Annotated in this window: 21 protein-coding genes and 9 pseudogenes; 20 read left to right on the forward strand and 10 right to left on the reverse strand. The window is 73.7% G+C overall.

All coding sequences use genetic code 11. From position 1 onward, the window contains the following. Nucleotides 1-193 precede the first annotated feature (193 nt). Nucleotides 194-727, reverse strand: a pseudogene (locus tag RBJ77_RS57535) (AIM24 family protein); the annotation flags it as partial. Nucleotides 728-1,414: 687 nt separating this feature from the next. Here RBJ77_RS57535 and RBJ77_RS57540 point away from each other — a divergent pair. From RBJ77_RS57540 to RBJ77_RS57555, 4 genes and pseudogenes are all read left to right on the forward strand, one after another. After that, nucleotides 1,415-1,558, forward strand: coding sequence for a hypothetical protein (locus RBJ77_RS57540; protein WP_372352251.1), 144 nt, complete (start codon nt 1,415-1,417; stop codon nt 1,556-1,558). A 190-nt stretch (nt 1,559-1,748) separates the two neighbouring features. Next, nucleotides 1,749-2,372: pseudogene (locus RBJ77_RS57545) on the forward strand (TOPRIM nucleotidyl transferase/hydrolase domain-containing protein). A gap of 86 nt (nt 2,373-2,458) precedes the next feature. Then, nucleotides 2,459-2,635: a hypothetical protein gene (locus RBJ77_RS57550; RefSeq protein ID WP_255976577.1), complete on the forward strand. Its 177-nt coding sequence runs from the start codon at nt 2,459-2,461 to the stop codon at nt 2,633-2,635. Between the two features lie 301 nt (nt 2,636-2,936). Further along, a complete protein-coding gene (locus RBJ77_RS57555; RefSeq protein ID WP_372348648.1) occupies nt 2,937-3,116 on the forward strand; it encodes a hypothetical protein in 180 nt (59 codons plus the stop codon). Between the two features lie 41 nt (nt 3,117-3,157). Here the strand turns inward: RBJ77_RS57555 and RBJ77_RS57560 are convergent, their stop codons facing one another. Further along, nucleotides 3,158-3,442 (reverse strand): hypothetical protein, encoded by a 285-nt coding sequence (locus tag RBJ77_RS57560; protein ID WP_372352252.1) that lies wholly within the window; start codon nt 3,440-3,442, stop codon nt 3,158-3,160. Then, nucleotides 3,442-3,900 carry a hypothetical protein gene (locus RBJ77_RS57565; protein WP_372352253.1) on the reverse strand — a complete coding sequence of 153 codons (459 nt, stop codon included), beginning with the start codon at nt 3,898-3,900 and terminating at the stop codon, nt 3,442-3,444. Before RBJ77_RS57565 ends, RBJ77_RS57560 begins: the two co-directional genes overlap by 1 nt. Nucleotides 3,901-4,250: 350 nt before the next feature. Between RBJ77_RS57565 and RBJ77_RS57570 the strand changes: the two genes are divergently transcribed. The 4 genes from RBJ77_RS57570 to RBJ77_RS57585 all read left to right on the forward strand — a co-directional run bounded on the left by RBJ77_RS57570 (nt 4,251) and on the right by RBJ77_RS57585 (nt 5,608). Continuing rightward, a complete protein-coding gene (locus RBJ77_RS57570) occupies nt 4,251-4,499 on the forward strand; it encodes a hypothetical protein (RefSeq protein WP_372352254.1) in 249 nt (82 codons plus the stop codon). Beyond that, complete coding sequence (locus RBJ77_RS57575; protein ID WP_372352255.1) at nt 4,442-4,810, forward strand: hypothetical protein; 369 nt, start codon at nt 4,442-4,444, stop codon at nt 4,808-4,810. The genes RBJ77_RS57570 and RBJ77_RS57575 overlap by 58 nt, the downstream gene beginning before the upstream one ends. A 379-nt stretch (nt 4,811-5,189) precedes the next feature. After that, on the forward strand, nt 5,190-5,342 hold the full coding sequence (locus RBJ77_RS57580; protein ID WP_372352256.1) for a hypothetical protein: 153 nt from the start codon (nt 5,190-5,192) through the stop codon (nt 5,340-5,342). Then, on the forward strand, nt 5,339-5,608 hold the full coding sequence (locus RBJ77_RS57585) for a hypothetical protein (protein WP_372352257.1): 270 nt from the start codon (nt 5,339-5,341) through the stop codon (nt 5,606-5,608). The genes RBJ77_RS57580 and RBJ77_RS57585 overlap by 4 nt, the downstream gene beginning before the upstream one ends. Before the next feature lie 410 nt (nt 5,609-6,018). Here the strand turns inward: RBJ77_RS57585 and RBJ77_RS57590 are convergent, their stop codons facing one another. The 3 genes and pseudogenes from RBJ77_RS57590 to RBJ77_RS57600 all read right to left on the reverse strand — a co-directional run bounded on the left by RBJ77_RS57590 (nt 6,019) and on the right by RBJ77_RS57600 (nt 7,653). Beyond that, nucleotides 6,019-6,618: a class I SAM-dependent methyltransferase gene (locus tag RBJ77_RS57590; protein ID WP_372352258.1), complete on the reverse strand. Its 600-nt coding sequence runs from the start codon at nt 6,616-6,618 to the stop codon at nt 6,019-6,021. Between the two features lie 275 nt (nt 6,619-6,893). Beyond that, the gene (locus RBJ77_RS57595; RefSeq protein ID WP_372352259.1) at nt 6,894-7,082 is read right to left on the reverse strand and encodes a hypothetical protein; all 189 of its coding nucleotides are present in this window, start codon (nt 7,080-7,082) and stop codon (nt 6,894-6,896) included. A 280-nt stretch (nt 7,083-7,362) separates the two neighbouring features. Next, a pseudogene (locus RBJ77_RS57600) lies at nt 7,363-7,653 on the reverse strand (tetratricopeptide repeat protein). A gap of 344 nt (nt 7,654-7,997) precedes the next feature. On the opposite strand from RBJ77_RS57600, the pseudogene RBJ77_RS57605 reads away from it, so the two are divergent. The 3 pseudogenes from RBJ77_RS57605 to RBJ77_RS57615 all read left to right on the forward strand — a co-directional run. Then, nucleotides 7,998-11,157, forward strand: a pseudogene (locus RBJ77_RS57605) (amidohydrolase family protein). Between the two features lie 188 nt (nt 11,158-11,345). Next, a pseudogene (locus tag RBJ77_RS57610) lies at nt 11,346-12,093 on the forward strand (N-formylglutamate amidohydrolase). Continuing rightward, nucleotides 12,090-12,582 (forward strand): annotated as a pseudogene (locus RBJ77_RS57615) (flavoprotein); the annotation flags it as partial. The pseudogenes RBJ77_RS57610 and RBJ77_RS57615, both read left to right, overlap by 4 nt. 30 nt (nt 12,583-12,612) lie before the next feature. On the opposite strand, the pseudogene RBJ77_RS57620 reads toward RBJ77_RS57615, so the two are convergent. Continuing rightward, a pseudogene (locus RBJ77_RS57620) lies at nt 12,613-13,746 on the reverse strand (alpha-hydroxy-acid oxidizing protein); the annotation flags it as partial. A gap of 179 nt (nt 13,747-13,925) precedes the next feature. Next, a pseudogene (locus RBJ77_RS57625) lies at nt 13,926-15,182 on the reverse strand (phytase). A gap of 661 nt (nt 15,183-15,843) precedes the next feature. Here RBJ77_RS57625 and RBJ77_RS57630 point away from each other — a divergent pair. The 9 genes and pseudogenes from RBJ77_RS57630 (at nt 15,844) to RBJ77_RS57670 (ending at nt 21,987) form a co-directional block, all read left to right on the forward strand. Next, nucleotides 15,844-16,128: an FCD domain-containing protein gene (locus RBJ77_RS57630; protein WP_372352260.1), complete on the forward strand. Its 285-nt coding sequence runs from the start codon at nt 15,844-15,846 to the stop codon at nt 16,126-16,128. Next, a complete protein-coding gene (locus tag RBJ77_RS57635; RefSeq protein WP_372352282.1) occupies nt 16,076-16,234 on the forward strand; it encodes an FCD domain-containing protein in 159 nt (52 codons plus the stop codon). Before RBJ77_RS57630 ends, RBJ77_RS57635 begins: the two co-directional genes overlap by 53 nt. A 36-nt stretch (nt 16,235-16,270) precedes the next feature. After that, nucleotides 16,271-16,657, forward strand: coding sequence for a PIG-L family deacetylase (locus RBJ77_RS57640; protein ID WP_372352261.1), 387 nt, complete (start codon nt 16,271-16,273; stop codon nt 16,655-16,657). 394 nt (nt 16,658-17,051) lie between these two features. Beyond that, nucleotides 17,052-17,618: pseudogene (locus tag RBJ77_RS57645) on the forward strand (4-carboxy-4-hydroxy-2-oxoadipate aldolase/oxaloacetate decarboxylase); the annotation flags it as partial. A 147-nt stretch (nt 17,619-17,765) separates the two neighbouring features. Then, nucleotides 17,766-18,245 (forward strand): PrpF domain-containing protein, encoded by a 480-nt coding sequence (locus RBJ77_RS57650; protein WP_372352262.1) that lies wholly within the window; start codon nt 17,766-17,768, stop codon nt 18,243-18,245. Nucleotides 18,246-18,270: 25 nt separating this feature from the next. Further along, nucleotides 18,271-18,870 carry a PrpF domain-containing protein gene (locus RBJ77_RS57655; protein WP_372352263.1) on the forward strand — a complete coding sequence of 200 codons (600 nt, stop codon included), beginning with the start codon at nt 18,271-18,273 and terminating at the stop codon, nt 18,868-18,870. Further along, entirely contained in the window at nt 18,867-19,820 is a 954-nt protein-coding gene (locus tag RBJ77_RS57660; RefSeq protein WP_372352264.1) for a catechol 2,3-dioxygenase, read from the forward strand. Before RBJ77_RS57655 ends, RBJ77_RS57660 begins: the two co-directional genes overlap by 4 nt. Before the next feature lie 184 nt (nt 19,821-20,004). Continuing rightward, nucleotides 20,005-21,339: an MFS transporter gene (locus RBJ77_RS57665; protein WP_372352265.1), complete on the forward strand. Its 1,335-nt coding sequence runs from the start codon at nt 20,005-20,007 to the stop codon at nt 21,337-21,339. A 69-nt stretch (nt 21,340-21,408) separates the two neighbouring features. Further along, nucleotides 21,409-21,987, forward strand: coding sequence for a TetR/AcrR family transcriptional regulator (locus RBJ77_RS57670; protein ID WP_372352266.1), 579 nt, complete (start codon nt 21,409-21,411; stop codon nt 21,985-21,987). A gap of 3 nt (nt 21,988-21,990) precedes the next feature. Here the strand turns inward: RBJ77_RS57670 and RBJ77_RS57675 are convergent, their stop codons facing one another. Continuing rightward, nucleotides 21,991-23,025 carry an SMP-30/gluconolactonase/LRE family protein gene (locus tag RBJ77_RS57675; protein ID WP_372352267.1) on the reverse strand — a complete coding sequence of 345 codons (1,035 nt, stop codon included), beginning with the start codon at nt 23,023-23,025 and terminating at the stop codon, nt 21,991-21,993. Nucleotides 23,026-23,132: 107 nt separating this feature from the next. After that, a complete protein-coding gene (locus RBJ77_RS57680; RefSeq protein WP_372352268.1) occupies nt 23,133-24,194 on the reverse strand; it encodes an SDR family NAD(P)-dependent oxidoreductase in 1,062 nt (353 codons plus the stop codon). Between the last annotated feature and the right edge of the window lie 125 nt (nt 24,195-24,319).

Below are 24,319 nucleotides of genomic sequence, written 5' to 3' on the forward strand. Positions count from 1 at the left end.
TCGGACTCCCGTCGTCGCCCGCGTGGGCGGACGGGAGTCCGACGGCAGCCGTCAGTGCTGCTGCGGCTTCTGCGGCGTCGCCTCGCTCGGGCGCACGACGACGAACCCCTCGCCCTCCAGCATGAGTTGGACCGCCTCCCGAACCGCCGCGGATCATCGAGCCGATGGACCGCGATCGGTGCAGCGACGTACGGAGGTCGGCGGTCCAGCCGACGATCGCGTCGGTGTCCACGTACACCGGCTGCTGCGCCGACACCGGCAGCACCAGCGGATTGCCCTCACACACGAGGCCGAGCTTCCCGCGCCCGCTGAAGACGCTGTTGAACAGGCCGCCGCCGCTCATCCCCGCGCCCTTCACCGTCTTGATGTCGTACGACAGCGTGGCGTCGAAGCAGAGGACGTTGCGGCCGTTGACCGTGAACAGGTCGCCGGGCTCGATGTCGACGACGAACACGTTCTGCGCCTCCTGCGCGAACCAGGCCTCGCCCTGCCCGCGCACCTTCATCAGCGGCAGCCCTCCCCGGTGACGGCCCGCTTCAGCATCCCGCCGACACCCTGCCCCTTCCGTTCGAACTGCAGCGCTTCCCCGGTAGGCGATCATCGCCCCCTGGCGCGCCAGCATCTCGCCGTCGACCACGTACCGGATCGACTTGGCGTTCTGAACACTCATGCCCGGCGCGACCGCGGCCTGGACCATGTACTCACGCGCGAAAAGATCACCCTTCATGCGGGCATCGTGGCCGGAGGGATCCCTTCCGACAAGGCCGGGGACGGGGAGGCGGACGGGTCCGCGGCCCACGGTTTCGAGAAGCGCAGCTCCTTCCTGCCGCCCCGGAAGCCCGCCCAACGGCCGGGCGGGCACGTGATGGTGGGCGCGCGCCCGGAAACGGAACGGATTCACGGTGATTCCGCGTCAGACCGCGAGTGCCACGCGCGTCGGCCGGTAACAATGGCTACAGCGCCCTGCCGGAAATCGGGTTCGAACGTCGGCAGGGGCGCTCGCGAGGCAGTGCGGCTCCCCTTCACACACTCCCTCGCACGCTCCATCCGGTGGCGCGGGGTCCGCGGAGTACCGACCCGGTCGCGCCACGGATGGAGGGCCGGAGCCGCGTAGTCGGCGATGCGGCTCCGGCTGTCCATACGTCACGTCGTTCGGCCCGGGGTCTCAGCACGGGGGAGGCGTCCTCCCCGATCCACACCGTAAGGCATATGCCGGAGTACCCTCAAGGTCGCCGACGCCGTCAACCCGGGGCGACGGCCCGTCCGCAAGGCCTATGGAGAACCGCGGCTGCCAGGTGTTCCATAGGACGGGACGCCGGAGGCACATGCCCCGGGCAGTGCGAACGTCCCGAGAGCGACTGATGGTTGGGGGTGGAGAGCGTGAACACGCCTCTTCTCGATGTCCAGTTGGTCGATGCCGGAGAGACGGTGCTGCTGCGGATCTCGGGGAGCTGACCTGCTCACCGCTCCCCAGCTCGACCGGGTGCTGGCGGCGCTCCACACCCGCAACTGCGAACTCGACCTCGCCGAGGTGCCGTTCACCGACTCGACCGAGTGAACCTGCTGGTGCGGCACCAGCGCCACGCGATGCGCGCGGGGGGCGCCCTCCGGCTCGTCGCGCCGTCACCCGGCCGGTGCGGCGCGTCCTGGAGATCACGGGGACGGCGGGTCCGCTGCTGGGCGGCGCGCGTAGGCGGGCGGCCGTATATCGCGTGCGGTGCCGGGCGTCGGGCGTGCAGACTCGGTCCATGGCGGACATGTGGGCGTTCCGGGAAGCGGTCGACCGGTGGGCGGCCGGCGGCCCCGGCGGGCCGGCGGGTGAGCTGGCCGGGCGGCTCGGTCTGCGGACGGCGGTGCTGCTGGAGGGGCCGAGCGACCTCGCGGCCGTCGAGACGCTGGCGCGCGCCGGGCCCGCGACCTGGCCGCCGAGGGGGTGGCCGTCGTGTCGATGGGCGGCGCCATGAGCGTCGCGCGGTACGCCTCGCTGCTCGGGCCGCCCCACTCTCGGACTGCGCCTCACGGGACTGTGCGACGAGCGGGAGCGGGGCTACTACGAGCGTGGCTGGGAGCGGGCCGGGGCGCAGGGCCGCGACTTCTTCGTGTGCGAGGCCGATCTGGAGGACGAGTTCATCCGCTGCGCTGGGCGCGGCACGCGTCGAGGAGATCGTCCGCGCCGAGGCCGACGACCTGCGGGCCTGGCAGACGTTCCTGCGGCAGCCCGCCCATCAGACCGGCCCCTGGAAGCCCGGCTCCGGCGTTTCCTCGGCACGAGGAAAGGCCGCAAGATCCGCTACACGGGACCCTCCTGGCGGAAGCCCTCGACCTCGACCGGGTCCCGGCCCCGCTGCGACGGCCTGCTCGCGGCGCTGTGACCCGTCGCCGGTCCGCGGCCGGCGGGGCCGGTGGGGCCGGACGGAAATCCGGTGCCCGATGTCAGTGACGGGGATAGGCTCTTCACATGATCCCCACCGAGCGTTCTGGTTCCGCGCGGTCCGCCGACGAGCTCAACGAGCAGATCCGCGGCCTTCTGGCGCGCAGCCGTGGGCAGTTGAGCGCGGAGCAGCGCCGGGAGTACGAGGTGCTCGTCGTCGAGTGGGCGGCCGCCGTCCGTGGCGAGATCGTGAAGGCCGCCTAGGGGCGCGTCGCGGGGTCCTGGTCGCCCGCGTGTCCGGTTGCGACCCGATTCGAACGTGTGCTCTAGTTGGCGTCATGAGTCAGGTCGTGGGGCGCGTCGTGCGCGCGGATGCCGGTGAGACGGCGTCCGGCGGTCCGCCGCCCGCCGCACCGACACCCAGCCGGACACCTGCGTCGACTCCGACTCCGACTCCGACTCCGACGCCTGCGCCGACTCCGGCACCTGTGCCGAAGGCGACGCCGGCACCGGCTCCCGCGCCCGCCCTCACCCGCCCCGGCCGCTGCACCACCTGACGCTCACCGTGCGCGGCCTGGTGGTCCTGCACGGATGGTGGGACGACGCCGACGTGGCCGAGGCGAAGTGCGCCGGCCTCGTGCGCGAGCACCAGGACCACGGCGGCGTCGAGGTGCGGCTCACGGAACTGGACGACGACGAGCGGGAGTGGCCGCTGAGCGAGTGGGTCTCGCCCGGATCCGCGTAGAGCGGCCCGTCACCCGCCGGTGTACTGGTCCCCGGTGACCGTCACCTGTCGACCCGCCGAGGTGTCCGTCGACGCGTACTGCTGAGGCAGCTCCCCGACGTCGGATCGGTGACCGTGGGAAGCCCGCCCGTGTACGTGACGCCGCCCTCGGTGCCGGTCGGCGTGCCGTACGTGACCGTGACCCGCTGCGCGCACCCGCCGTCAGATACGGCTCGACGAAGCCCGCGTCCGACGCCTTGAAGCGGCCGAGAGGCGATAGGCAGCCGGAAGCTGCCGATGTGGGCGACGGTGGCGCCGGTCGAGCGGTTCACGACGTCGCCCGTCATCAGCTGCGTCGTCCCGTCGTCGCTCGCGCGCTGCAGCACGAGCGCGTACATCGTGCCCTCTTCGTGTAGTCGAAGCGGACCGCGCAGCTGACGCCCGCGCCGCCGTCCGCGCCGTAGGAGCAGTTGCTGTCGGTGGTCGTCGCGTTCGCGTTGAACGAGCTGAAGACCGCCTGGAGTTGCGGATGTCCCGCGGCGCTCGCCGGCTTGGGCTGGAAGCCCGCGTACGGGCGGGTGCCGCTCTCCAGGGTCGTGTAGTACGCGAAGTAGATGCCGGACGCGTCGGGTGCCGACTCGAACGACATCGGCAGGGTCACCTTCGTGACCGGGGTCGGCGCACCCGTCGACCAGCGGACGGTGGGGGTGGAGGCCCAGCTCTGGCCGGCGGCGCCCAGGGTGAGCAGCGCGGCGGCGCCGACGGTGACGAGCAGGCGGCGGGTTCGTGCGGCAGGGATTCTCATGGGCGGCAGGATGCTAAGCGGTTGCTATCAACTCGCAAGAGGGAAGGCCGAGTTACTGGTTTTTACTATGGCCGGAGCCGGTCTGCCCGACAGTAATCGCTAACTATCGCTCCGATCGCGGCGAGTTGTTCGCGAAGAACTCTTCGCGAACAACTCTTCCGGAAGAAGTGTTCGCGTTCTAGGGTCGGGCGCATGACGCAACCTCGAACGGAACCTTCGGAGGGCAACTCCCGATCCGCTCGGGACGACATCGCCCTCGACACCGCCGCGCTGCGCGTCCTCGCCACATCCCGTCCGGCTCGCCACTCCTCAACCAGCTGCGGCGACAAGGGCCCGCGACCGCGCGGCAGTTGGCCCGGCAGTTCGACCTCGACTCCGGCGCCGCCAGCTATCACCTGCGCAAACTCGCGGAGGGCGGTCTCATCGAGGAGGACACCGGGCGGGGCAACCGGCGCGACCGCTGGTGGCGGGCCCTGCACGCGGGCTCCCAGCACGATCCGGCCGAGAGCGGCGGGGCGGAGGGCGCGCCTACAGCCGGGCCGTGGCCCTCGCCGCCGCGGAGACCCTGCGTCGCGCGGCCACGCAGATCGTGCCCGTGATGGCGGACGAGTGGTTCGCGGAGTCGACGTTCAGCGACTTCACCGTCCACGTCACCCCGGACGAACTCGCGGTACTCAAAGGTGAGGTGCTGGCGGTCGTGGCCCGCCACCGGGAGCGTCCGCCGACCGACGGCTCCGCGCCGGTCGTCGTGCAGTTCCAGGCCTTCCCCGCGGAGGGGCCCGCCGCCCCGAGCCGGCCACGGCCCCGTGACCGCGCCGACGCACACCCGGCACGCCCCCGTCGCACCCGCCCACCGCGACCCGAACGTGCTGCGCTGGCTCGGCGCCTACACCACGTCCGTCACCGGTGACGTCATCTACTTCACCGCCCTGACCTGGGCCGTCGCCGAGGCGGCCGGCCCCGCGCAGGGCCGGGCTCGTGCTCGCCGCGGGCGCCGTGCCACGCGCCCTCCTCATGCTCGGCGGCGGTGTGCTCGCCGACCGGTTCGGACCGCGCCGGGTCCTCATCGGCAGCGACCTCGTGCGCTGTCTGACCGTCCTCGCCGCCGCCCTCGCCACGTACACGCGCGGGCCCGAGACTCTGCGTCCTGTGCGTGCTCGCCGTCTGCTTCGGCGTCGCCGACGCGCTGTTCATGCCCGCTGTCGGGGCGCTGCCGCCGAGCCTGACCGCGCGCGAGGAACTCACCGCGTCCAGGCCTGCGGTCGCTCGCGGTACGGCTCGCCAACACGGTGGGGCCGCTCGCGGCCGCCGCGGCACTGACCGCGGGTGGGGCCGCGGGCGCGTTCGCCGGCGTCGGCGCCCTGTTCGCGGTGTCGCTCGTCCTGCTCGCCGTCCTGCGCACTCCCCGGGCCGCCCCGCGCCGGCGGCCACGCCCGTCATGACCCAACTGCGCGACGGACTGCGGTACTTGCGCGGGAGGCGGGCCCTGGTCCGGCTCGTCGTGGTCATCGGACTCGGTGAGATGTGCTTCAGCGGCCCCGTCGGCACCGCCCTCGTCCTGCTCACCGGCGAGCGCGGCTGGAGCCCCGGCACCCTCTCGCTGCTGCTCGGCGCGTTCAGCGTCGCGGGCGCCGCGGTCGGCATCGCGCTCAGCGCCGTGCCCCGGGTGCCCGCACCCGCGCCGTCCTCGCCGTGTGCCTGGCCCTGACCGCCGTGTTCGTCACCGTCCTGGGCCTGGCCCGGCCGGGACCGGGCGCGGCCGTGGCGCTGTGCGCGCTGCTGGGCGCGGCCGGCGGATCCCGGCGGTCTCGGTCACGCGCTCCTCCAGCAGGACACCGACCCCGCCTACATCGGCCGGGTCACCTCGGTCACCTCCCTGTGCACGCTCGGCCTCAGCCTCCGCTCCTGTTCCCGCTCGCCGGCGTCGTCGCCGAGGTGTGGGGGCCGGCACGTGTTCCTGGCCGGGTGCGGCGGTGTGTGCCTGCTGGCCGCCGCGTTCGCGACGGTGAAGTGGCCGCGTACGGTGGTGGATTGACGCCACGGCGCTCTCGTGCCCACCCGCATCGGCCCACGCGTCGCGCCGGCCCTCGGGCCGCGAGGGCAGGATCGGGGTGGCGCCTAAGCGCCACCGCGGCGAGAAGGCCGCTTGACGGCCTTCAGCACCACGAACTTCGTCGCTCGCGACGAGTTCACTGTTGCCGAACAGGCGGCGCAGCTTGACGTGGTAGCCGAGGTGCCGGCCCCGACGACCCACAGCTCGCCGCCGGGTGCGAGAGCCGCATCGGGCCTGCGCGAACATCCGCGTCGCCGTCGCGTCCGTCGTCGCCTGGTGCGAGTGAACGGCGGGTTGTTCAGGACCAGGTCGACGCTGTCCGGTTCGGCCTCGGCCAGACCGTCGCCCACCTGGAACACGGCGCCGCCGGGCCGGTCGCCCGCGTTCGCCGCGTACGTCGCCCGCGCGGACGCCACCGCCTGGTGCGACTCGTCCGTGAAGAGGATCTCGGCGTCCGGGTGGGTGAGCGCGGCGCTCGTGCCCACGACGCCGTTTCCGCAGCCCAGGTCGACGATGCGGCGGGCACCGGAGCCGTCCGGCAGGTGCTGGAGGAAGAACCGGGTGCCGATGTCGAGGTGCTCCGCGCAGAACACCCCCGCGTGGTTGACGACCGTCCGGCCGCCAGGACGCCGACGTCGTCGGGGAGCCGGTAGCTGTGCGGCCACGGGTTCGGGCCGGGGGAGCGGGCGAGCCAGGGTGCCAGGGGAGCCAGGGAATCAGCAGATGGGGCCAGGTCGGGCGTGGTGAAGATCAGCCGCGACTTCTGCTCGGCGAGCGAGGTGCGGTGGGGCCGATGATCCGCTCGAACAGCTTCAGGGTGGAGGTGTGGATCTCCTTGACCATGCCCGTGCCGACGACCACCGTGCCCGCGCGTGCAGCGCGGGCCGCACCCGGTGCAGCTGGTCCTCCAGGAGGGCGAGGCTCTTCGGCACCCGCACGATCAGCACGTCGATCCGGTCCGGCGGCGCGTCCTGCGTGGTGAGCAGCCGCGCCCCGTGTGCCCGGCCCGCTCCAGGTTCGCCGCCGTCGCCCGCTGCAGGTACGAGTCGGAGATCAGCACCGGCGCGCACCCGGGCGCGCCCGCGAGCGCGGTGGTGCCCAGGGCGCCCCAGCGGTCACCGACCACCACGACGGAGCCCGTCAGGTCGGTGCCGTCGGCGGCGAGCCGGCGCAGCAGATACGCGTCGGCCGCGTCCCAGGCGCGCAGCGCCGGTCACGGGGTCCACCGGGAAGCGGGTGAGGTCGAGGTCTCCCCAGGTCGTGCGCAGACGGGGGTGGGCTGATCGGTGTGGTTCATCGTCCGGCAGGCTAGCCGAGGGCCGGAACGCGACGGTGCGGCCGGGGCGTCGTGCCCCGGCCGCACCGTCGGTCCGGCCCTCCGGCCGGTCCCCGGTCGTCTGACCGGTCACTCACTCCTGCGGGAAGTCCCCGGCGAGCGCCGCGGCCATCCGCAGGTGCGGCGCCGCCTCGGCGTCCCTGCCCTGCCGCTCCAGCGTGCGGCCGAGCATCAGACGCGCGTAGTGCTCGACCGGGTCGCGCTCCACGATCGTGCGCACTCCGTCTCGGCGCGCCGCAGTTGGGCCGAGTGGTAGTAGGAGCGGGCCAGCAGCGAGACGCGGGCCCGTCTGCTCCGGGACCTCCTCGACCAGACCGTCCAGGATCCGCGCGGCCGTCGCGTACTCCTTCGCGTCGAAGAACATCCGCGCCCGCTCCCAGCGCTCCGCGGCCGTCCCCTGCGTGTAGTACTTCTGCTCCACTGTTGCCTCCTTCGACGCGGTCAACCACAGGAGGCGTACGGCATATTCCCGGGCATCGCGGGGCCGGTACCGCCGCCCCCGGCCACCCGGACCCGTTGTCCTGAACACGCCCGCCCGGCCCCGGCCGCGCCCGGTCGAGCAGGGGCGCAGCCGCCGCACGGGGACCGATCCGGCCGTACTCGCCACGGGCGGGGCCGTCCGTCCGCCCCGCCCCGTATGTTGCTGTGCGTCACCAGCCGACACACGCACCTTCGGTCCGTCCCACCCCTCCGCGTCCCGGGAGCCTCATGGACACCACCCCCGTCACCGGCCCCTCCTTCTCGCGTCGCAGATTCCTCCGACGGGCACCGCGACCGCGGCCGGCGTCGCCGCGGAGTCACCCTCGATCCGGGTGCCGTGGCGGCGCCCGCCACCCGGGCCACCGCGCTCTCCTTCACCGAGGCCACCAACGGGGCCGCCACCCTCGCGGCCGGCGACCGTTCGTCGCCGAGATCCAGAACGTGCTCTGGTCGATCCCCGCAAGGGCGGCACCGCGACCCGGCTCACCACGCCACGGCTGGAACCCACCCGGCCGCAGTTCGCCCCCGACGGCAGATGCCGTGGTCGTCTGCGCCTACCAGGGCGGCGGCTTCACCTGTGGCTCCTGGACGCCGACGGCGGCACCCCGCGACAGCTCACCGAAGGCCCCTGGGACGACCGCGGCCCCGCTCTGGTCCCCGGACGGCACCCGCATCGCCTTCGCGTCGGAGCGCGGCGGCGACCCGGTGAGCGGCAGCCCCTACCGCGTCTGGGTCCTCCACGTGCGGGACCGGACGCTGACACCGCTCACCGGTCTCGACGGGCAGGACGGGCCGGGACAGGACGGCGCCTGGGAGGACTTCGACCCGACGTGGTCGGCGGACGGCGAGCGGGTGCTGTTCGTCCGCGGCGTCGTCGGCGCGGCCGGCACCCTCCAGACCTCGATCCTCGCCTCCGTCGCCGCCGACGCGCTACGCCCGGTCGCCGTCGAGCACACCGACACCTCCGGCGCGCAGATCATGACCCCGGCGGTCTCCCGGAGGGCCGCGTCGGCTATCTGCGGACCACCCCGGCGCCCGCGGCGGGCTGCACCCTCGTCGTCGACGGCACACCCGTCGACGTGCCGGGCGACCTCGCCGCCAGTGCCGCCGCGCTGGACCGGCCCCGACACCCTGCTGCTCACGGTCGACGGCCGGTTCCGGCTCGTCCGACCCGCCGAGCCCCGCGGCGGCGAGGACATCCCGTTCACCGCACGGCTCGCCGTCGACCGGCCCCGCTACCGCACCAAGCGCTACGACTTCGAGGCCGGGGAGTGCGCCCGTCCGTGCCCCGCACCTGCCCGCCCTGTCGCCCGACGGGACACAGGTCGCCTTCGCCGCCCTCAACTCCCTGTGGATCGGCGGGGTTTCGGGCGGCGGTGCGCCACGCAGGATCGTCCAGGCGCCGCCCACCCGCTACGTCCTCGCCCCGACCTGACCCCGGACGGCCGTGGCCTGCGTGGACGCGGACGACCGCGCCGGACTGTTCTCCGTACGCCGCCACGACCTGGCCACCGGCAAGGAGACCGTGCTCGCCGAGGGCGGCCGGGTCTTCCCGCCCTGTCGCCCGACGGCGCCCGCCTCGCCTGCCTCGACATGACCGGCAACCTCGTCGTCCGCGACCTCGCGGCCGGGACCGAGCAGGTCCTCGCCCCGCCGCTGGGCAGCGGCGGACTGCCCGGCAGACCCTGCTGGTCGCCCGACGGCCGGTACGTGGCGCTGTGCGACCGCGGCCGCCTCAACCAGCGGTTCCGCGAGGGCTACAACCTGATCCGCGTCGTCGACACCACCACCGGCGACGCGGCCGTGCACGCCGTCGCCCCGCACGTCTCGCTCGCCGACCGCTACGACTCAGGGCCCGCCTGGTCACCGGACGGCCGCCACATGGCCGTCGTCGTCGAGTCCGCGCTGTGGCTGCTGCCGGTCCGCCCCGACGGCAGTCCGGACGGCGCGCCCCGGCAGCTCACCGATGAGGCGGCCGACCACTCCGAGCTGGGCCGCCGACGGCCGCCGGCTGCTGTAGCCTGTCCGGCGGCCGGTTCCGGCTCGTCGACGTCGCGGCCGGCGCGGTCCGCACCGTCCGCATCCCGCTCGACCACCGCAGGCCGCGCCCCGCCGACACGGTCGTGCACGCGGGCCGCCTCTGGGACGGCACCGGCGACACCGTCAGGGACGACGTCGACATCGTGGTCGAGGGCGGCCGGATCACCGACGTCACCCCGCACCGCGCCGTTCACCGCCGCGCCGTCCGCCGCGTCGACGCCTCGGACAGGACCGTCGTACCGGGCCGTGGGACGCCCACACCCACCCCTGGCAGTCGACCTACGGCGGCCGGCAGACCGCGCTGCAACTCGCCTACGGCATCACGACCGCCGTCTCCTCGGCGGCTTCGCCTACGAACAGGCACGCATCCGGGAGGCCGTGAACGCGGGCGCGCTCGCGGGCCCCCGGCTCCTCGCCACCGGCGAACTGCTCGACGGCGCCCGCGTCGCCTGCAGCATGGGCCGTGCCCACCGCACCCGAGCCGGCCTGCGCCGCTCCTCGACCGGGCAGCGGCCCTCGACTGGGACTTCGTCAAGACGTACGTGCGGGCGCCGGGCTGGGTGATGGAGGAAGCGGCCCGCTTCGCCCACGAACGGCTCGGCGTGCGCAGCGGCAGCCATCTGTGCACCCCGGGAGTCCAGCTCGGCCAGGACCTGACGACCCATCTGCAGGCCACCCAGCGCCTGGAGTCCGGGCACGCCACCACGGCAGGGGGCCGAGCCGGGCAGGACGTCGCGGAGATCTACACGCGCGCCGGGTTCCACCTCGTCGCGACGCCGTTCACGGCGCAGCCGCTGCTCGGCGCCGCCCCGGCCCTGGCCGAGGACCCGCGCGTCACCACCCTCATGCCGCCCTGGGACACCGCCGTGGTCGAGAAGGCGGCCGGCACCCCGCCCACGCCCGGCCAACTCGCCACCCTGGACCGGGAGACGGCGGTCTACCGGCGGATCCTGGCCGCCGGTGGCCTGGTCGCGCTCGGCACGGACCAGCCTCTCGTGCCCGTCGGCCTCCATCTGCACCTGGCCCTGCGCGCCCTGCACCGGGCCGGCCTCTCCCGGCCCAGGCGCTGAGCACCGCGACGGTGCTGCCCGCCCGGGTCTTCGGCGCGGCCGCGGACCTCGGCACCGTGCGGGTGGGCCGCCTCGCCGACCTCACGTTCGTCGACGGCGACCCGTTCACCGACTTCGACGACCTGATCCGTACGACGTCGGTGCTGCGCGGCGGCGTCGAGGTCCGGCAGGCCGATCTGGTGGGCGCGTTCGAGACCGCGACCGTCCGCGCGGGCACGACGGACTGGCTGGAGGTGGGACGCCACATGCGGCGCGAGGGCTGCTGCGACCGCCACTGACCGCCCCGCGTGCACCACGGACCGGGCGCCCGCCCCCTGTTCCCGAAGTCGGTTCCACAAGGCGGGCCCCGCGCGGGAGAGTAGGGCCATGGACACCCCGGACAGATCCGTACACGCCGCCGCACCCGACGACGGCCCCGACGACGGACCCTGCGTACCGGCTCGTCGCGGGCGACCCGGCCTCGCCGGTGCTGCTGCACGTGCCGCACGGCTCGCGCACGATCCCGCCCCGGGTCCGCTCCGGCCTCCTGCTCGACGACGCCGCCCTGGCCCGCGAGGTGGACCTCATCACCGACGCGCACACCCAGGAGATCGCCGCCGCGCGGCCGGTGCGGCCCCGCTGCGGCCCTGGCAGTTCGTGAACGAACGGTCCCGGCTCGTCGTCGACCCCGAGCGGTTCCCGACGAGCGGGAGGAGATGCGCGCGGTCGGCATGGGCGCCGTCTACACCCGCACCACCCACCGCGCGCCGCTGCGCCCCGATCCGCCCGCCGACGAACCCGAGCTGCTCGCCGCCTACTTCGCCCCGTACGCCGAGGCGATGACCCGGGCCGTCGACGACCGGCTCGCGGCGACCGGCCGCGCCGTGATCATCGACGTGCACTCCTACCCGAGCCGCGCCCTGCCCTACGAATCACTGCACGGGACCGGACCGAGGCCGTCCGTCTGCCTCGGCACCGATGCGTTCCACACCCCCGCCGAGCTCCTCGCCCGGGCCCGCGACGCGTTCGCCGCGCTCGGCGACATCGCCCTGGACACCCGTTCGCCGGCACCTACGTCCCGCTGCGCCACTACGGCCGGGACCGCCGGGTCAGTGCCCTGATGCTGGAACTGCGCCGGGACGCTCTACCTCGACGAACCGGTCACGCCGCACGACGGCCTGACGAAGGCGGCCGACGCGCTCGCCCGGCTCGTCGCGGAGGTGGACCGTGGCTGAGCCGACGCCCGCCCCGCCCACGCGGCCGTTCCCGGTACGTCATCGCGTGCGCGGCCGGAATAGCCGACGGCGTCGGCAAACTGATCGACGACGCGCAGGGCAACGGCTGAGGTGGGCGTCATCGCGACGCCCACCGCGCTCGGCGGATTCTTCGACCTGGCCGCGGTGGAGTCGCAGACGGGCCGGCCGGTGCGGTCCGCCTGGCGCACCCCGGCGGACCCGCGCCCGTTCCCGCCCGCGGACGCGGTCGTCGTCGCCCCCGCGACCTTCAACACGATCAACAAGTGGGCCGCGGGGATCGCCGACACCCTCGCCGTCGCCACCCTCTGCGAGGCGTTCGGGGCGGGCGTCCCGGTCGTCGCGCCGCCCTGTGTCAACGACCAGCTGGCCACCCACCCCGCCTACCAGGACAGCATGCGCCGGCTGCGCGGCATGGGCGTGCGGCTGGGCGAGGGGCCCTTCCGCTGGGAGGCGGCGACGGAGCTGCTGGCCGAGATCGTCAGGCCCGGGGACGGTGACCAGGGCCTCGGGCGTCAGGTCCGCGAGCGCGGCACCCGTCGACCGCCATGACCAGATCGGCCTCGGCGAGCAGCGAGCGCAGCACGTGGACCAGCCGTCCTCGCCGCCGACCGCGAGCCCGTACGCGTACGGCCGCCCCACGCCCACCGCGGTCGCGCCCAGGGCGAGGGCCTTGACGACGTCCGCGCCCGAGCGGACACCGGAGTCGAAGAGCACCGGCAGCCCGTCCGCCGCCTCGACGACGCCGGGCAGCGCGTCGAGCGCGGGCAGGCCGCCGTTCGCCTGCCGGCCGCCGTGGTTGGAGCAGTAGACGCCGTCCACGCCGCCGTCCCGGGCCCGCCGCACGTCCTCGGGGTGGCAGATCCCTTGAGGATCAGCGGCAGATCGGTGAGGGACCGCAGCCACGGCAGGTCGTCCCAGGTGAGCTGCCGAAGATCCCGGCCCAGGTGCCCACGACGTCCTGCGGATCACCGGACGGGGTCAGCTCCTTGAAGCGCGGGTCCGACGTGTAGCTGGCGAGGCAGTGACCGCGCAGCTGCGGGAAGTTGGCCGTCGCCAGGTCCCGCGGGCGCCAGCCGGTCACCCAGGTGTCGAGGGTGACGACGATCCCCTTGAAGCCCGCCGCCTCGGCCCGCCGGACCAGGCTCTCGGCGAGCGCCCGGTCCGTCGGCGTGCACAGCTGGAAGAAGCCGGGGGTCTCGCCGAATCCGGCGGCCACGTCCTCCATCGGTCGACCGACAGGGTCGAGGCCACCATCGGCACGCCGGTGCGCGCCGCGGCCCGTGCCGTCGCCAGATCGCCGTGCCCGTCCGGCGCGCACAGCCCGATCACGCCGACCGGCGCCATGAACAGCGGCGCGGCGAGCCGCATCCCGAACAGGTCGACGGACAGGTCGCGTCGGGCCGCGCCGACCATCACTGCGCGGCATCAGGCCGTACCGTTCGAAGGCCCGGACGTTGGCCCGCTGGGTGTGCTCGTCGCCCGCGCCGCCGCCACGTACGACCACACCGACGGGGGCAGTGCGGCCCGGCCCGTTCCTCCAGTTCGGCGAAGTCCACTCGGCATCGTGGGCACGACGCCGCGCAGCCCGTCGAGGTAGATCTCGAACTGGTAGTCACCGAACTGCGGGCTCATCGCACACCTCGTCGTCGAAGTCCTGGCAGCTTCCGGAGAAGCTCGGTCGGGGTTTCTGAAGCTGACACCGATCCGGAATCCGGGGCCGGTGAGCCCCAATGTGCCAGGTCACCGGCGCCGGGCCAGAGAGGTCGGCCCGGGCGCGGGGCGGCGGCGCGGGAGTCGTGCGCCGAGGGTCGTCAGTCGTCGACCGCGGCGGTGACCTTGCGCAGGTCGACGAACTTGAAGCTCGTGGCGGGGCGGTCCGGGTCGCCGGGGCGTCGTGACCGTCCTGGACGACGAGGAGGCCGTGCGGGTAGCGGCGGCCCAGCGGCTGAGTTCAGCGCGGCGGCGCCGTCGCACTCCTCCGAGCCGTCGAGCGTCGTCGAGGCGGGACCGACGCGGAAGCCGCCCTCGTACTCGTTGGCGTCGGACACCTCGCGGTCGTAGGCGGCGAAGGTGTCGTCGCCCTGGCTGGAGGCGAGCAGCAGACCGTCGCCGCCCTTCTCCTGGACGAGGGTCAGGCCCTCCACGTCGGCCGTGAGGTGCGTGCCGCCGAAGCCGGGGTCGGCACCGGGGTGCACTCCTCGGTCGTCTCGTCGTAGCTGCCGGGGACGCCGAACTCGCGGACCTTGTCGACCAGTCGGGGCGTCCCTGGTGAGGTCGGCCCGCAGCCGCCAGATGCCGATGTCCTCCTGGCCCGCGTACAGCGTGCCGTTCGCCGGGTCCACCACCATGCCCTCGACCTGCGGGAGTTCGCGCGGGCTCCCGCACGGCGACCATGAAGTGCCGTTCGGGAGACGGAAGTTCGCGGGCAGGGCGAGGGTGCGGACCTTCGTGTAGCCGATGGTGCCGCCCGCGCGGGCCGTCAGCGCCCAGCAGGGCGAGGCGGGTGCGCTCCCGCTGACTGACGAGCGCGTACGAACGGCCGGTCGCCGGGTCGGTCCAGGTGGCGAGGCCGTACGCGGTGCGCTGCTCGTTGATCTCGTCCTGGGAGGCGGAGAAGACCGGCGCCGCCTTCGGGTCGGTCGCGTCGGTGAGCGGGCCGCCGGGGTGGTCGCGGTCGATGCGGTAGACGCGCAGCCGGTCGCTGCCGCGGTCCGTGGTGACGGCCAGGTCGCCGAGACGGGCGCTGTGCACGAGGTCCACGTTGTTGAACCGGCCGGGCGCGTCGTCCGCGCCGGCCCCGCGGGCGCCGGGACGGACTGCACCTCGCGGGCGTCCAGGTCGTACACGCGGAGCCCGCCCTGCTTGGCGGTGGCGACGACGAGGCTGCGGTCCGGGTCGGCCGCTGCGCCAGATCGCCGGGTCGTCGGCGCTCCGCGTCGCCGCCCGCAGCGTCGTCGTGCAGGGCCGTGGTCTCGGCGCGCGGCGTCACGACGGGCAGCGGCGCGGCGGCTCTGCACCGGCCCGGTCGCCGAGGCGGCGAGCGCGGCGACGGCCGTGGCGAGGACCAGCAGGGGCGTCCGGGAGGTCCGGAGGGTGGCCACGTGAGGGCTCCTTCATGTCGGGGGCACGGCGTCAGCATCCTGTGATCTTGGCGTGAGGAGGGAGGGGGCGGTGCGTGGCGCGGGGCGTACGGGAGTGAACTCGCGGTTCCTGGACGGCTGTTGACGCACTGCGCCCTGGCGACTCAGCGCCGGACTCGGGCGGCCCGCCGGCTGACGCCCCGCCGCGGACGGCCGTCGGGCGACGGAAGCGGCGCCTTCCGGTCCGCCCGCGCACGGACGCTCGACGTGCGAGGCGTTCCGTGGCGACCGGATCCGGGACCTGCATCTGCAAACAAAATCGCTGACAATTCTGTTCGCCTAGATTTAGCGTCGACAGGCACTCACTCAGGGAGGGCAGATGCCGAAGGAAGCCCGTCCAGGCTCCGGAGAGCAGGCCGAAGCAGTACGCGCTGGAGCAGTTGCGACGGCGTATCCTGCGCGGCGAGAGATAGGCACCGGCCCAGCGGCTGGTGGAGCAACGAACTCGCCGAGCAGTACGACGTCACCCGCGCCAGTCATCAGGGCGGCACTGCTCGACCTCGCCGCCGAGGGACTGGTCGAGCGGATCCGCAATCCGCGGATCGCGAGTGCGCGTGGTCACGGTCGAGGAGGCCGTGGAGATCACGGAGTGCCGGATGGTGCTCGAGGGCTGTGCGCGGCCAAGGCCGCGGTGGACGCCACCGACGCACAGCTCGACGAGCTGACCGAGCTGGGCAGAGCCATGTCCAAGGCGGTCGCGGACGGCGATCCGATCACCTACTCCGAGCTCAACCACGATCTGCACGCCCGGATCCGGGACGTCTCCGGCCAGCAGCACGGCCGTCGGTCTCCTGGAGCGGCTCAACGCCCAACTGCGCGCCATCGCTTCCAGTTGGCGCTGCGCCCGGGCCGGCCGCAGCAGTCCTCTGGGTGAGCACCTGGCGGTGATCGAGGCGATCCGCGCCAGGGACCCGCAGGCGGCCGAGACGGCCGCCCGCGCCCACCTCAGCAGCGCGATCGACGCCTTGCGCGCCGGCTGACGCGGCCCGGGCGGGCGCACCCCTGTCGGCAAGGAGATGCAGCATGACCCACGGCAACGCGCCCGCCGCCCGCCACGATCCACCCTCGTCGTCACCGCGCACGCGGGGGACTTCGTGTGGCGGGCGGGCGGCGCCATCGCCCTGGCCGCCGCGCGCGGCGAGAAGGTCACCGTCAGCGCGCCTGACCTTCGGCGAGCGCGGCGAGTCCGCGAAGGCCTGGCGCGAGGGGAAGAAGCTCGACGAGATCAAGGCGCTGCGCCGCGACGAGGCGGAGCGAGCGCCGCCGCCGCCCTCGGCGCCGGGGTCCGCTTCTTCGACGCCGGTGACTACCCGCTGGCGCCACGAGCGGAGCTGACCGACCGGCTCGTCACCGTGTACCGGGCAGCATCGCAGCCCGACGTCGTCGCTGCACCCACGTCGTGACCGTACAACGGCGCACCTCACCCGGCCGCGCTGAACCGCATGGTGCGCTGGAGGCCCGCGTCCCGCGCAGGCCATCGGCTACCTCCCGGCGACGGCGAGATCATCGGCGCCCCGCCCGTCTTCTTCTACTTCGAGCCCCACCTCAGCCCGGAGAGATGAGCGGCTTCTAGCCCGATGAGCGCTGCTCGACATCACCGAGGTCTGGGACACCAAGCGCGAGCGGCGATGGAGCGCCTCGAGCGCGCGCGCGCACCTGTGGACTACTACACCGACCTCGCCAGTCCGCCGCGCGTCCAGCTCAAGCGGAACGCCGGACCGAACCTGGGGCTTCGCCCACACGACCATGGCCGAGGCGTACATGCGCCGTACCCGCAGATCGCGAAGGAGCCGCCTGATGCCCGGAGTGACCGTCACCGACCTCCGCCCCGCGCGGACGCCATGACGCCGAGACCCTCGCCGGATTCGGCGTCGCCACCGTCCACGAGGCGATGGGCCGCACCGGCCTGCTCGGCCACCACCTGCGGCCCAACCACAGCAGGACTGCCGGGTCGCGGGCACCGCCGTCACCGTCCTGTCCTGGCCGGCGACAACCTCATGATCCACGCGGCGGTCGAGCAGTGCGGCCCGGGCGACGTCCTGGTCGTGACCACCACGTCGCCGTCGACGGACGGCATGTTCGGCGAGCTCTTCGCCACGGCGCTGCAGCGGCGCGGCGTACGCGGCGTCGTCACGAACGCGGGCATCCGCGACACCGCCGAACTGCGGGCGATGGGCTTTCCGCCTGGTCCGCCGCCGTGTCCGCGCAGGGCACCGTGAAGCGGCGACCGGCGCAGCGTCAACGTCCCCGTTGTCGTCATCGGCGGCCAGGTGATCCGGCCGAGTCGAAACAAACAGTGATCGATCGCCGACGACGACGGCGTCAGTGGTCGTCCCGCGCGAGGGCGCCCGCGCGGCCGGCGAGAAGTACCTCTGAGCCCGCGTGTGACAAGAGGCCGCCACGCGCCGCCTTCGTCGAGCCAACTCGTCTGGACCGCTGCGATTGCGCGACACGCTCGTTGCATGTCTGAAGGCGTCACCTGACCGGACGTCGAGCAGTACACGAGGAGTCGTGACCGGGCCCGCGGAGGCGCGCTGCATGCCGATGCGCGGCGGCACCTCCAAGGGCGCCTACTCCTGGCCGACGACCTCCCCGCCGAACCGGCCGTCCGTGACGCCTGCTGCTGCGGATCATGGCAGCTCCCGACCCGCGCCGCAGATCGATCGGCCTCGGCGGCGGCCACCCCTGACGAGCAAGGTCGCCGTGGTGTCGCCGTCGGCCGACCCCGAGGCCGACGTCGACTACCTCTTCCTCCAAGTGGGCGTCGACACGCCGGAGGTGTCGGACCGTCAGAACTGCGGCAACCTGCTCGCCGGTCGGACCCTCGCGGTCGAGCGCGGCTGGTCGAGCCGGGCGACCGACACCTCCGTCCGGATCCGCATGGTCAACACGGGAGACTCGCGAGGGCGACGTTCACGCCGGGCGGCCGCGTCGACCCACCGGGCTGACGCGGAGATCTCCGGCGCACCGGGCGCGCGGCCGCGGTCGTGATCGAATTCCCGCCGGGGCGGGCCCGTTGCTGCCCACCGGACGCGCCCGTCAGACACCGTCGCGGGCACCGAGGTGCACCTGCGTACGACAACGGATGCCGACCGTGCTGATCCCCGCCGAATCCCTCAAGCTCACCGGCTACGAGGACCCGGCGGACCTGAGGCGGACCGATTCCTCGCCGCCCGCCTCCACGAGAGATCCGGCTCGCCGTGCAGGGGAGTTGATGGGCCTCGGCGACATCACCGGCACCACCGTGCCCAAACTGACCCTCCTCGCCGCGCCCCGGCACGGCGGCGCGGTCACCACCCGCACCTTCATCCCCGTCCGCGCCCACACCTCCATCGGCGTCCTCGGCGCCGCGAGCGTGGCGGCGGGACTGCGGATCGACGGCGGCGTCGGCGCCCCCGTCGCCGTGCTGCCCGAGGACGGCGACCGGCTGCGCATCGAGCACCCCACCGGCTTCCTCGACATCGAGAGCAGCGTCGGCGCCGGCCCCGACGGCCTGCCCGCCGCACGCCGCACCGCCGTGGTGCGCACCGCCCGCAAGATCTTCGACGGCACCGTCTTCCCCCGCGCCGCCGACCCGGCCCGCCCGCCCGCACCGACCTCAGGAGGTCAACGATGACTCCGCCCCTCGGCGACATCGCCCACATCGGCCACGCCCAGCTGTTCACCCCGGACCTGGACGCCTCCGTCGCCTTCTTCACCGACTTCCTGGGCCTCACCGTCAACGGGCAGGACGGCGACACCGTCTATCTGCGCACCTTCGACGACTACGAGCACCACAGCCTCGTCCTCACCGCCCGCGACCAGCCGGGACTCGGCCGCCTCGCCCTGCGCACCTCCAGCGAGGAGGCGCTCCGGCGACGCGTGAAGGCCGTCGAGGACGCGGGCGGCACCGGCCACTGGACGGAGGACGAACCCGGCCTCGGCAAGCTCTACGTCACCACCGACCCGGACGGCCACGAACACGCCCTGTACTGGGAGAGCGAGCACTACCGGGCCCCGGACGAGCTGAGGCCCGCCCTCAAGAACCAGCCGCAGGCCAAACCCGACCGGGGCGTCGGCGTCCGCCGCCTCGACCACGTCAACTTCCTCGGCGCCGACGTCCTCGCCAACGCCGAGTTCCAGCAGAACGTGCTGGGCGCCCGGCCCACCGAACAGATCCGCCTCGACACCGGGAAGATCGCGGCCCGCTGGCTGACCTTCACCGACAAGTCGTACGACGTCGTCTATACGTCGGACTGGACCGGTTCCAAGGGCCGCCTGCACCACATCGCCTTCGCGGCCGACACCCGCGAGGACATCCTGCGCGCCGCCGACCTCGCCATCGACACCGGCGTGTTCATCGAGACCGGCCCGCACAAGCACGCCATCCAGCAGACGTTCTTCCTCTACGTCTACGAACCCGGCGGCAACCGCATCGAACTGTGCAACCCGCTCACCCGGCTCGTCCTCGCCCCGGACTGGCCGCTGATCACCTGGACCGAGGCCGAGCGGGCCAAGGGCCAGGCGTGGGGGCTGCGGACGATCGAGTCGTTCCACACCCACGGAACGCCGCCCGTCCCGTCCTGACCAGCTCTTCACCTGCTCCTTCCGGCCCCGGGGACGGACGTTCGTCGCCGGGGCCGAATCGTTGCCTGTGATTGTCAACAAAAGTGTTGACGACTGGTTCGGTCGCTTCCTACCGTGCCGTCACCCCCTTCTCCCCGCCGAACACCGCTCCTGGGACACGCGTCCCGGACGAGAGGAAACAACGATGTCCTCCTCTGCCACCCCGCCCGCCGCGCGCCGCGGCACGAGAATGGCGAAGCTCGTCTTCGCCCTGTGCTGGCTGGCCGTCCTCTTCGACGGCCTCGACATGTTCATCTACGGCTCCGTGCTGCCGCACATGCTGGAGAGCAAGGCGCTCGGCCTCGACCCCGACCAGGCCGGCGACCTCGGCAGCTACGCCACCTTCGGCATGCTGATCGGCGCCCTCACCGCCGGCACGGTCTCCGACCGCATCGGCCGCAAGAAGATGATGGTCGGCTGCGTCACGGTCTTCTCGCTGGCCTCGGGCCTGTGCGCGATCGCCCCGAACGTCACGACGTTCGGCCTCGGCCGCACCCTCGCCGGCATCGGCCTCGGCGGCCTGCTGCCGACCGCGATCTCGATGGTCTCCGACTACGCCCCGCGCGGCCGCGGCGCCCTGATCGTCGGCGGACTGATGACCGCCCACCACGCGGGCGGCATCCTCTCCGCGTACGTGGCGACCTGGGTGGTCGAACCGCTCGGCTGGCGGGCGGCGTTCTGGTTCTGCGTGATCCCGCTGCTGTTCGTGCCGGTGATGGCCAAGGCCATGCCGGAGTCCCTCAGCTTCCTCGTCGCCAAGGGCCGCACGGACGAGGCACAGCGGCTCGCGACGGCGTACGACGTCGAGATACCCGCCGCGAAGGCGCGGCGCCCCGAGGGCGCCGGCCGCTGGGACGCGCTCGCCGGCCTGTTCCGGGGCAGGCAGTGGACCCAGACCCTCCTGTACTGGCTGGCGTCCTTCGGCGGACTGCTCCTCGTCTACGGCGTCGCCACCTGGCTGCCCACCCTGATGCGCTCCGAGGGCTACGACCTCGGCTCCTCGCTCCAGTTCGTCGTCGTCTTCAACCTCGGCGGCATCGTCGGCATGCTCGTCGCGGGCCGCGCCGCCGACCGCTTCGGCGCCCCGCGGATCTCGGCGATCTGGTTCCTCGCGACGGCCGTCAGCGTCTATCTGCTGAGCATCCACATGGCGCTCGCCATCACCTTCCTCGTGGTCTTCCTCGCGGGTGTCTTCCTCAACAGCGCGCAGACCATGATCTACGCGACGGTCGCCATCCGCTCCGACGCCGACAGCCGCGCGACCGCCGTCGGCTGGACCTCCGGCATGGGCCGCTTCGGCGCCGTCTTCGGCCCGTGGCTCGGCGGTCAGCTCCTCGCCTCCGGCAACGGCGACTGGGGCTTCACGGCCTTCGCGCTCACCGGCCTGTTCTCGATGGTGTTCATCGGCATCGCGTCGCTGCGCAAGGCGCCGCTGGCCGAGCGCCACGGCACGGACCGGCCGGTGCCCGCGGCCCACTGAACCGCGCCGCGCCCCGCGCCCGCCCCGTACGGGACCGGGCGCGGGGCGTCCTCGTACTACCCTTCCCGGGTGACACCACCCACGGAGCCCCAGGGCCGTCCGGCCAACCAGGGGCGCCGGGTCGCGGCCCGCAACCGGGCCGCCCTCATCACCGCGGCCCGCGAGGTCTTCGCCGAACAGGGCCTGACCGCACCGCTGTCCGCCGTCGCCCGCCGCGCCGGGGTCGGCCAGGGCAGCCTCTACCGGCACTTCGCCGACCGCGACGCGCTGGCCAGCGCCGTCCTGGACGAGAACGTCCGCCAGATCGAGGCGGCCGCCGACCGGCCCGCCCCGGACCTGGCGGACGTCCTGGGCGTGGTCACCTGGCACCTGACCCGGTCGACGGCGTTCGTCGACATGCTGCGGGTGCGCGGCGACGGGGAGCAGGCCCGCGCCCTGTCCGACCGGGTCCGCCGCGTCCTCGACCGGTGCCTGCCGCCCGGTCACCGGCTGACGGCCGACGACGTGATGCTCGCCGTCGCCATGGTCTCCGGCGCCGTCGCGGGACCCGCCCCGGCCGAGCGGGAGCGCCTGGCGCTGGCCGCCTGGCGACTGCTCGGCATCGAGGTGGGAGCGCTGCGGCCGCACGAGACGGCCGAGGACGCGTGACCGTCAGCCGCCGTTGGACTGGCGGATGCCCTTGCCCGGAGCGGTGAACCGGTAGACGAACCCGCCGTCGGTGCCGCTCACCGTCAGGTACGCCGTCCGGCCGCCCGGTGTGATCGCCACGTTGGTCGCCGACTGCAGGCCCGCCGCGTCCTTCGCGGGCACCTCCACCGTGGCGAGGCGCTCCCCGTACTTGCTGTAGACCGCCATGGCGGGGCGGCCGTGCAGCGCCTGGTAGACGTTGCCGTCGGCGTCCACGGCGAGGGAGTCGGTCTGCGCCAGGCCGCCGTCGACGTGGATGGCCTCGTGCTGCGAGGTCACCGCGGTCTTCGCGGCGTCGAGGAGCAGGTAGGAGACGGTGTCCTCGGTCAGCTCGCTGATCCACAGGCCGCGCAGCCCGGGGTCGAACATGATCCCGTTCGGGTGGGCCAGGCCGTCGGCGAGGACCGTGGCCTCCTTGCCGTCGCGGTCGATGCGCACGATGCGGCCCTTGGTGTCGCCGGGCTCCGTACCGTGCGAGTCGCTCACGTACAGGTTCCCTTCGGCGTCGAAGGCGAGATCGTCCGGCGTCATTTTCGACCCGTCGACCTCGCCGGAGAAGAGGGTCCGCGGATCCGAGCCGTCCACCTCGACGCCGACCACGGCGCCGGTGGCGAAGTCGGTCAGGTACAGCCGGCCGTCGTGGGGACTGAGCTGCGCGGACGTGTAGGCGCCCGTCCGGTCCGTGTAGACGCCCCGGTGCTCGCCGGTGGCGACGTCCACGGAGATGACCTTGGGCTCGCCCGGGGGTGCGGTCACGTCGACGACGTACAGGCTGCCGTCGTCGACGAGGACCGGTCCTTCCAGGAGCGTCATGCCGGTGGCCTCGTGGACGTCCGTCACGTGCGCGACCCGGGCGGCCCGGATGGTGCGGCCCTCGCCGGACGGCGCGGAGCCGGGGCCAGGGCCGGACACGGCGGTCTGCGTGCCGCATCCGGTCAGGGCGAGAAGTCCGGCGGCTGCCAGACCCATGAGGGCGCGGGGCGTGCGATGCGTGGTCATGCGGTGCTGTGCTCCTGCCTGTCGGGACGGTGCTGGACTGTGCGGGAGGGGCTGCCCGGTGCGGTGCGGTGCGGTGCGGTGCGGGACCGCCCGGGCCGGGGAGGCGGTCAGGCGGCCGACCAGCCGCCGTCCGAGGGCAGGATCGCGCCGTTGATGTTCACGGCGTCCCTGCTGAGCAGGAACGTGATCGAGGCGGCCAGCTCCTCGGCCATGGCCAGACCGGGGATCGCCACCCGCATCTTCGCGGTGCGGGCCGAGCCGTACGGGGCGGCGCCCGCCACTTGGATGCCGGTCGCGACGGCACCCGGCGCGACCGCGTTGACCTGCACGCCCGTGCCCGCGTACTGGTACGCCGACGACTTCGTCAGCCCGACCAGGGCGTGCTTGGACGTCGTGTAGGCGGCCCCGGCCGCCGAACCGCGCAGCGCGGCCTCGGACACGACGTTCACGATCCGGCCGCCGCCCGCGGCGAGCATCCCCGGCACGACGGCCCGCATCAGCCGCATCGGGCCCTCGACGTTGATGCGCAGGACGCGCTCCCAGATCGTGTCGTCGACCTCGTGCACCGCGGCGTCGTCGTCCATCACACCCGCGACGTTCGCGAGCCCGTCCACGGCGCCGCCCGCCGCGGCCAGCACGGCGTCGGCCGCCGCGGGCGCGGTGATGTCGGCCGTGACCGGCACGACCGCGTCGCCCAGCTCGGCGGCGAGGGCCCCGAGTCCGTCGGCGGAGACGTCGACCGCGACGACCCGGCCGCCCTCCCGGACGATGCGCGCGGTGACCGCCCGGCCGATGCCGGAGGCCGCGCCGGTGACGACGACGGTCTGCCCCTCGAACCGGCCGCCCGTGATCCGCTCGGCCCACGGCTGCGGCGTCCCGATCTCGACGCCCAGGTCCGGCACTTCGGCCGACGCGGCGGCGGCCGGGGGAGCGGTCGGCAGGCCCTCCGGGACCAGACCGGTCTCGGCCGCCGTGACCAGCGCGGTCACGAGCTCCGGCGGGAACTTCCCGCCGGACATCTTCACGAGCTGCTCCAACGGCAGGCCGAGTGCGGGCGCGAGGGCCTCCTCGGACTGCCCCTGGGAGGCCAGCAGACCGCGCAGCACCTGCCCGGCGGCGGGGTCCGCCAGCCAGTCGCGCAGCGGAGAGGCGGGGGTGAGGTTCGACATCGCGGGCCTTTCGTGCCGTGGGGGGTCGGGGCGGGCCGTACGAGCAGGGCCGCACCCCAACCGGACAAGGTTGTCCGGTTCTTGGGTTACGGTACCGGTGATCGCGCGAAAGGCTCCGCAAGGCC

Origin of the sequence: Streptomyces sp. KL116D (assembly GCF_030766975.1) — a bacterium.
Lineage (GTDB): Bacteria > Actinomycetota > Actinomycetes > Streptomycetales > Streptomycetaceae > Streptomyces > Streptomyces longispororuber_A.

Coding starts and splice junctions, on each gene's coding strand:
- RBJ77_RS57680 (WP_372352268.1), bottom strand. CDS start 24,194: ATGTCGAACCTCACCCCCGCCTCTCCGCTGCGCGACTGGCTGGCGGAC.
- RBJ77_RS57560 (WP_372352252.1), bottom strand. CDS start 3,442: ATGACGGGCGACGTCGTGAACCGCTCGACCGGCGCCACCGTCGCCCAC.
- RBJ77_RS57660 (WP_372352264.1), top strand. CDS start 18,867: ATGACTCCGCCCCTCGGCGACATCGCCCACATCGGCCACGCCCAGCTG.
- RBJ77_RS57640 (WP_372352261.1), top strand. CDS start 16,271: ATGCAGCATGACCCACGGCAACGCGCCCGCCGCCCGCCACGATCCACC.
- RBJ77_RS57540 (WP_372352251.1), top strand. CDS start 1,415: ATGCCGGAGAGACGGTGCTGCTGCGGATCTCGGGGAGCTGACCTGCTC.
- RBJ77_RS57665 (WP_372352265.1), top strand. CDS start 20,005: ATGTCCTCCTCTGCCACCCCGCCCGCCGCGCGCCGCGGCACGAGAATG.
- RBJ77_RS57675 (WP_372352267.1), bottom strand. CDS start 23,025: ATGACCACGCATCGCACGCCCCGCGCCCTCATGGGTCTGGCAGCCGCC.
- RBJ77_RS57550 (WP_255976577.1), top strand. CDS start 2,459: ATGATCCCCACCGAGCGTTCTGGTTCCGCGCGGTCCGCCGACGAGCTC.
- RBJ77_RS57585 (WP_372352257.1), top strand. CDS start 5,339: ATGACCCAACTGCGCGACGGACTGCGGTACTTGCGCGGGAGGCGGGCC.
- RBJ77_RS57565 (WP_372352253.1), bottom strand. CDS start 3,900: ATGAGAATCCCTGCCGCACGAACCCGCCGCCTGCTCGTCACCGTCGGC.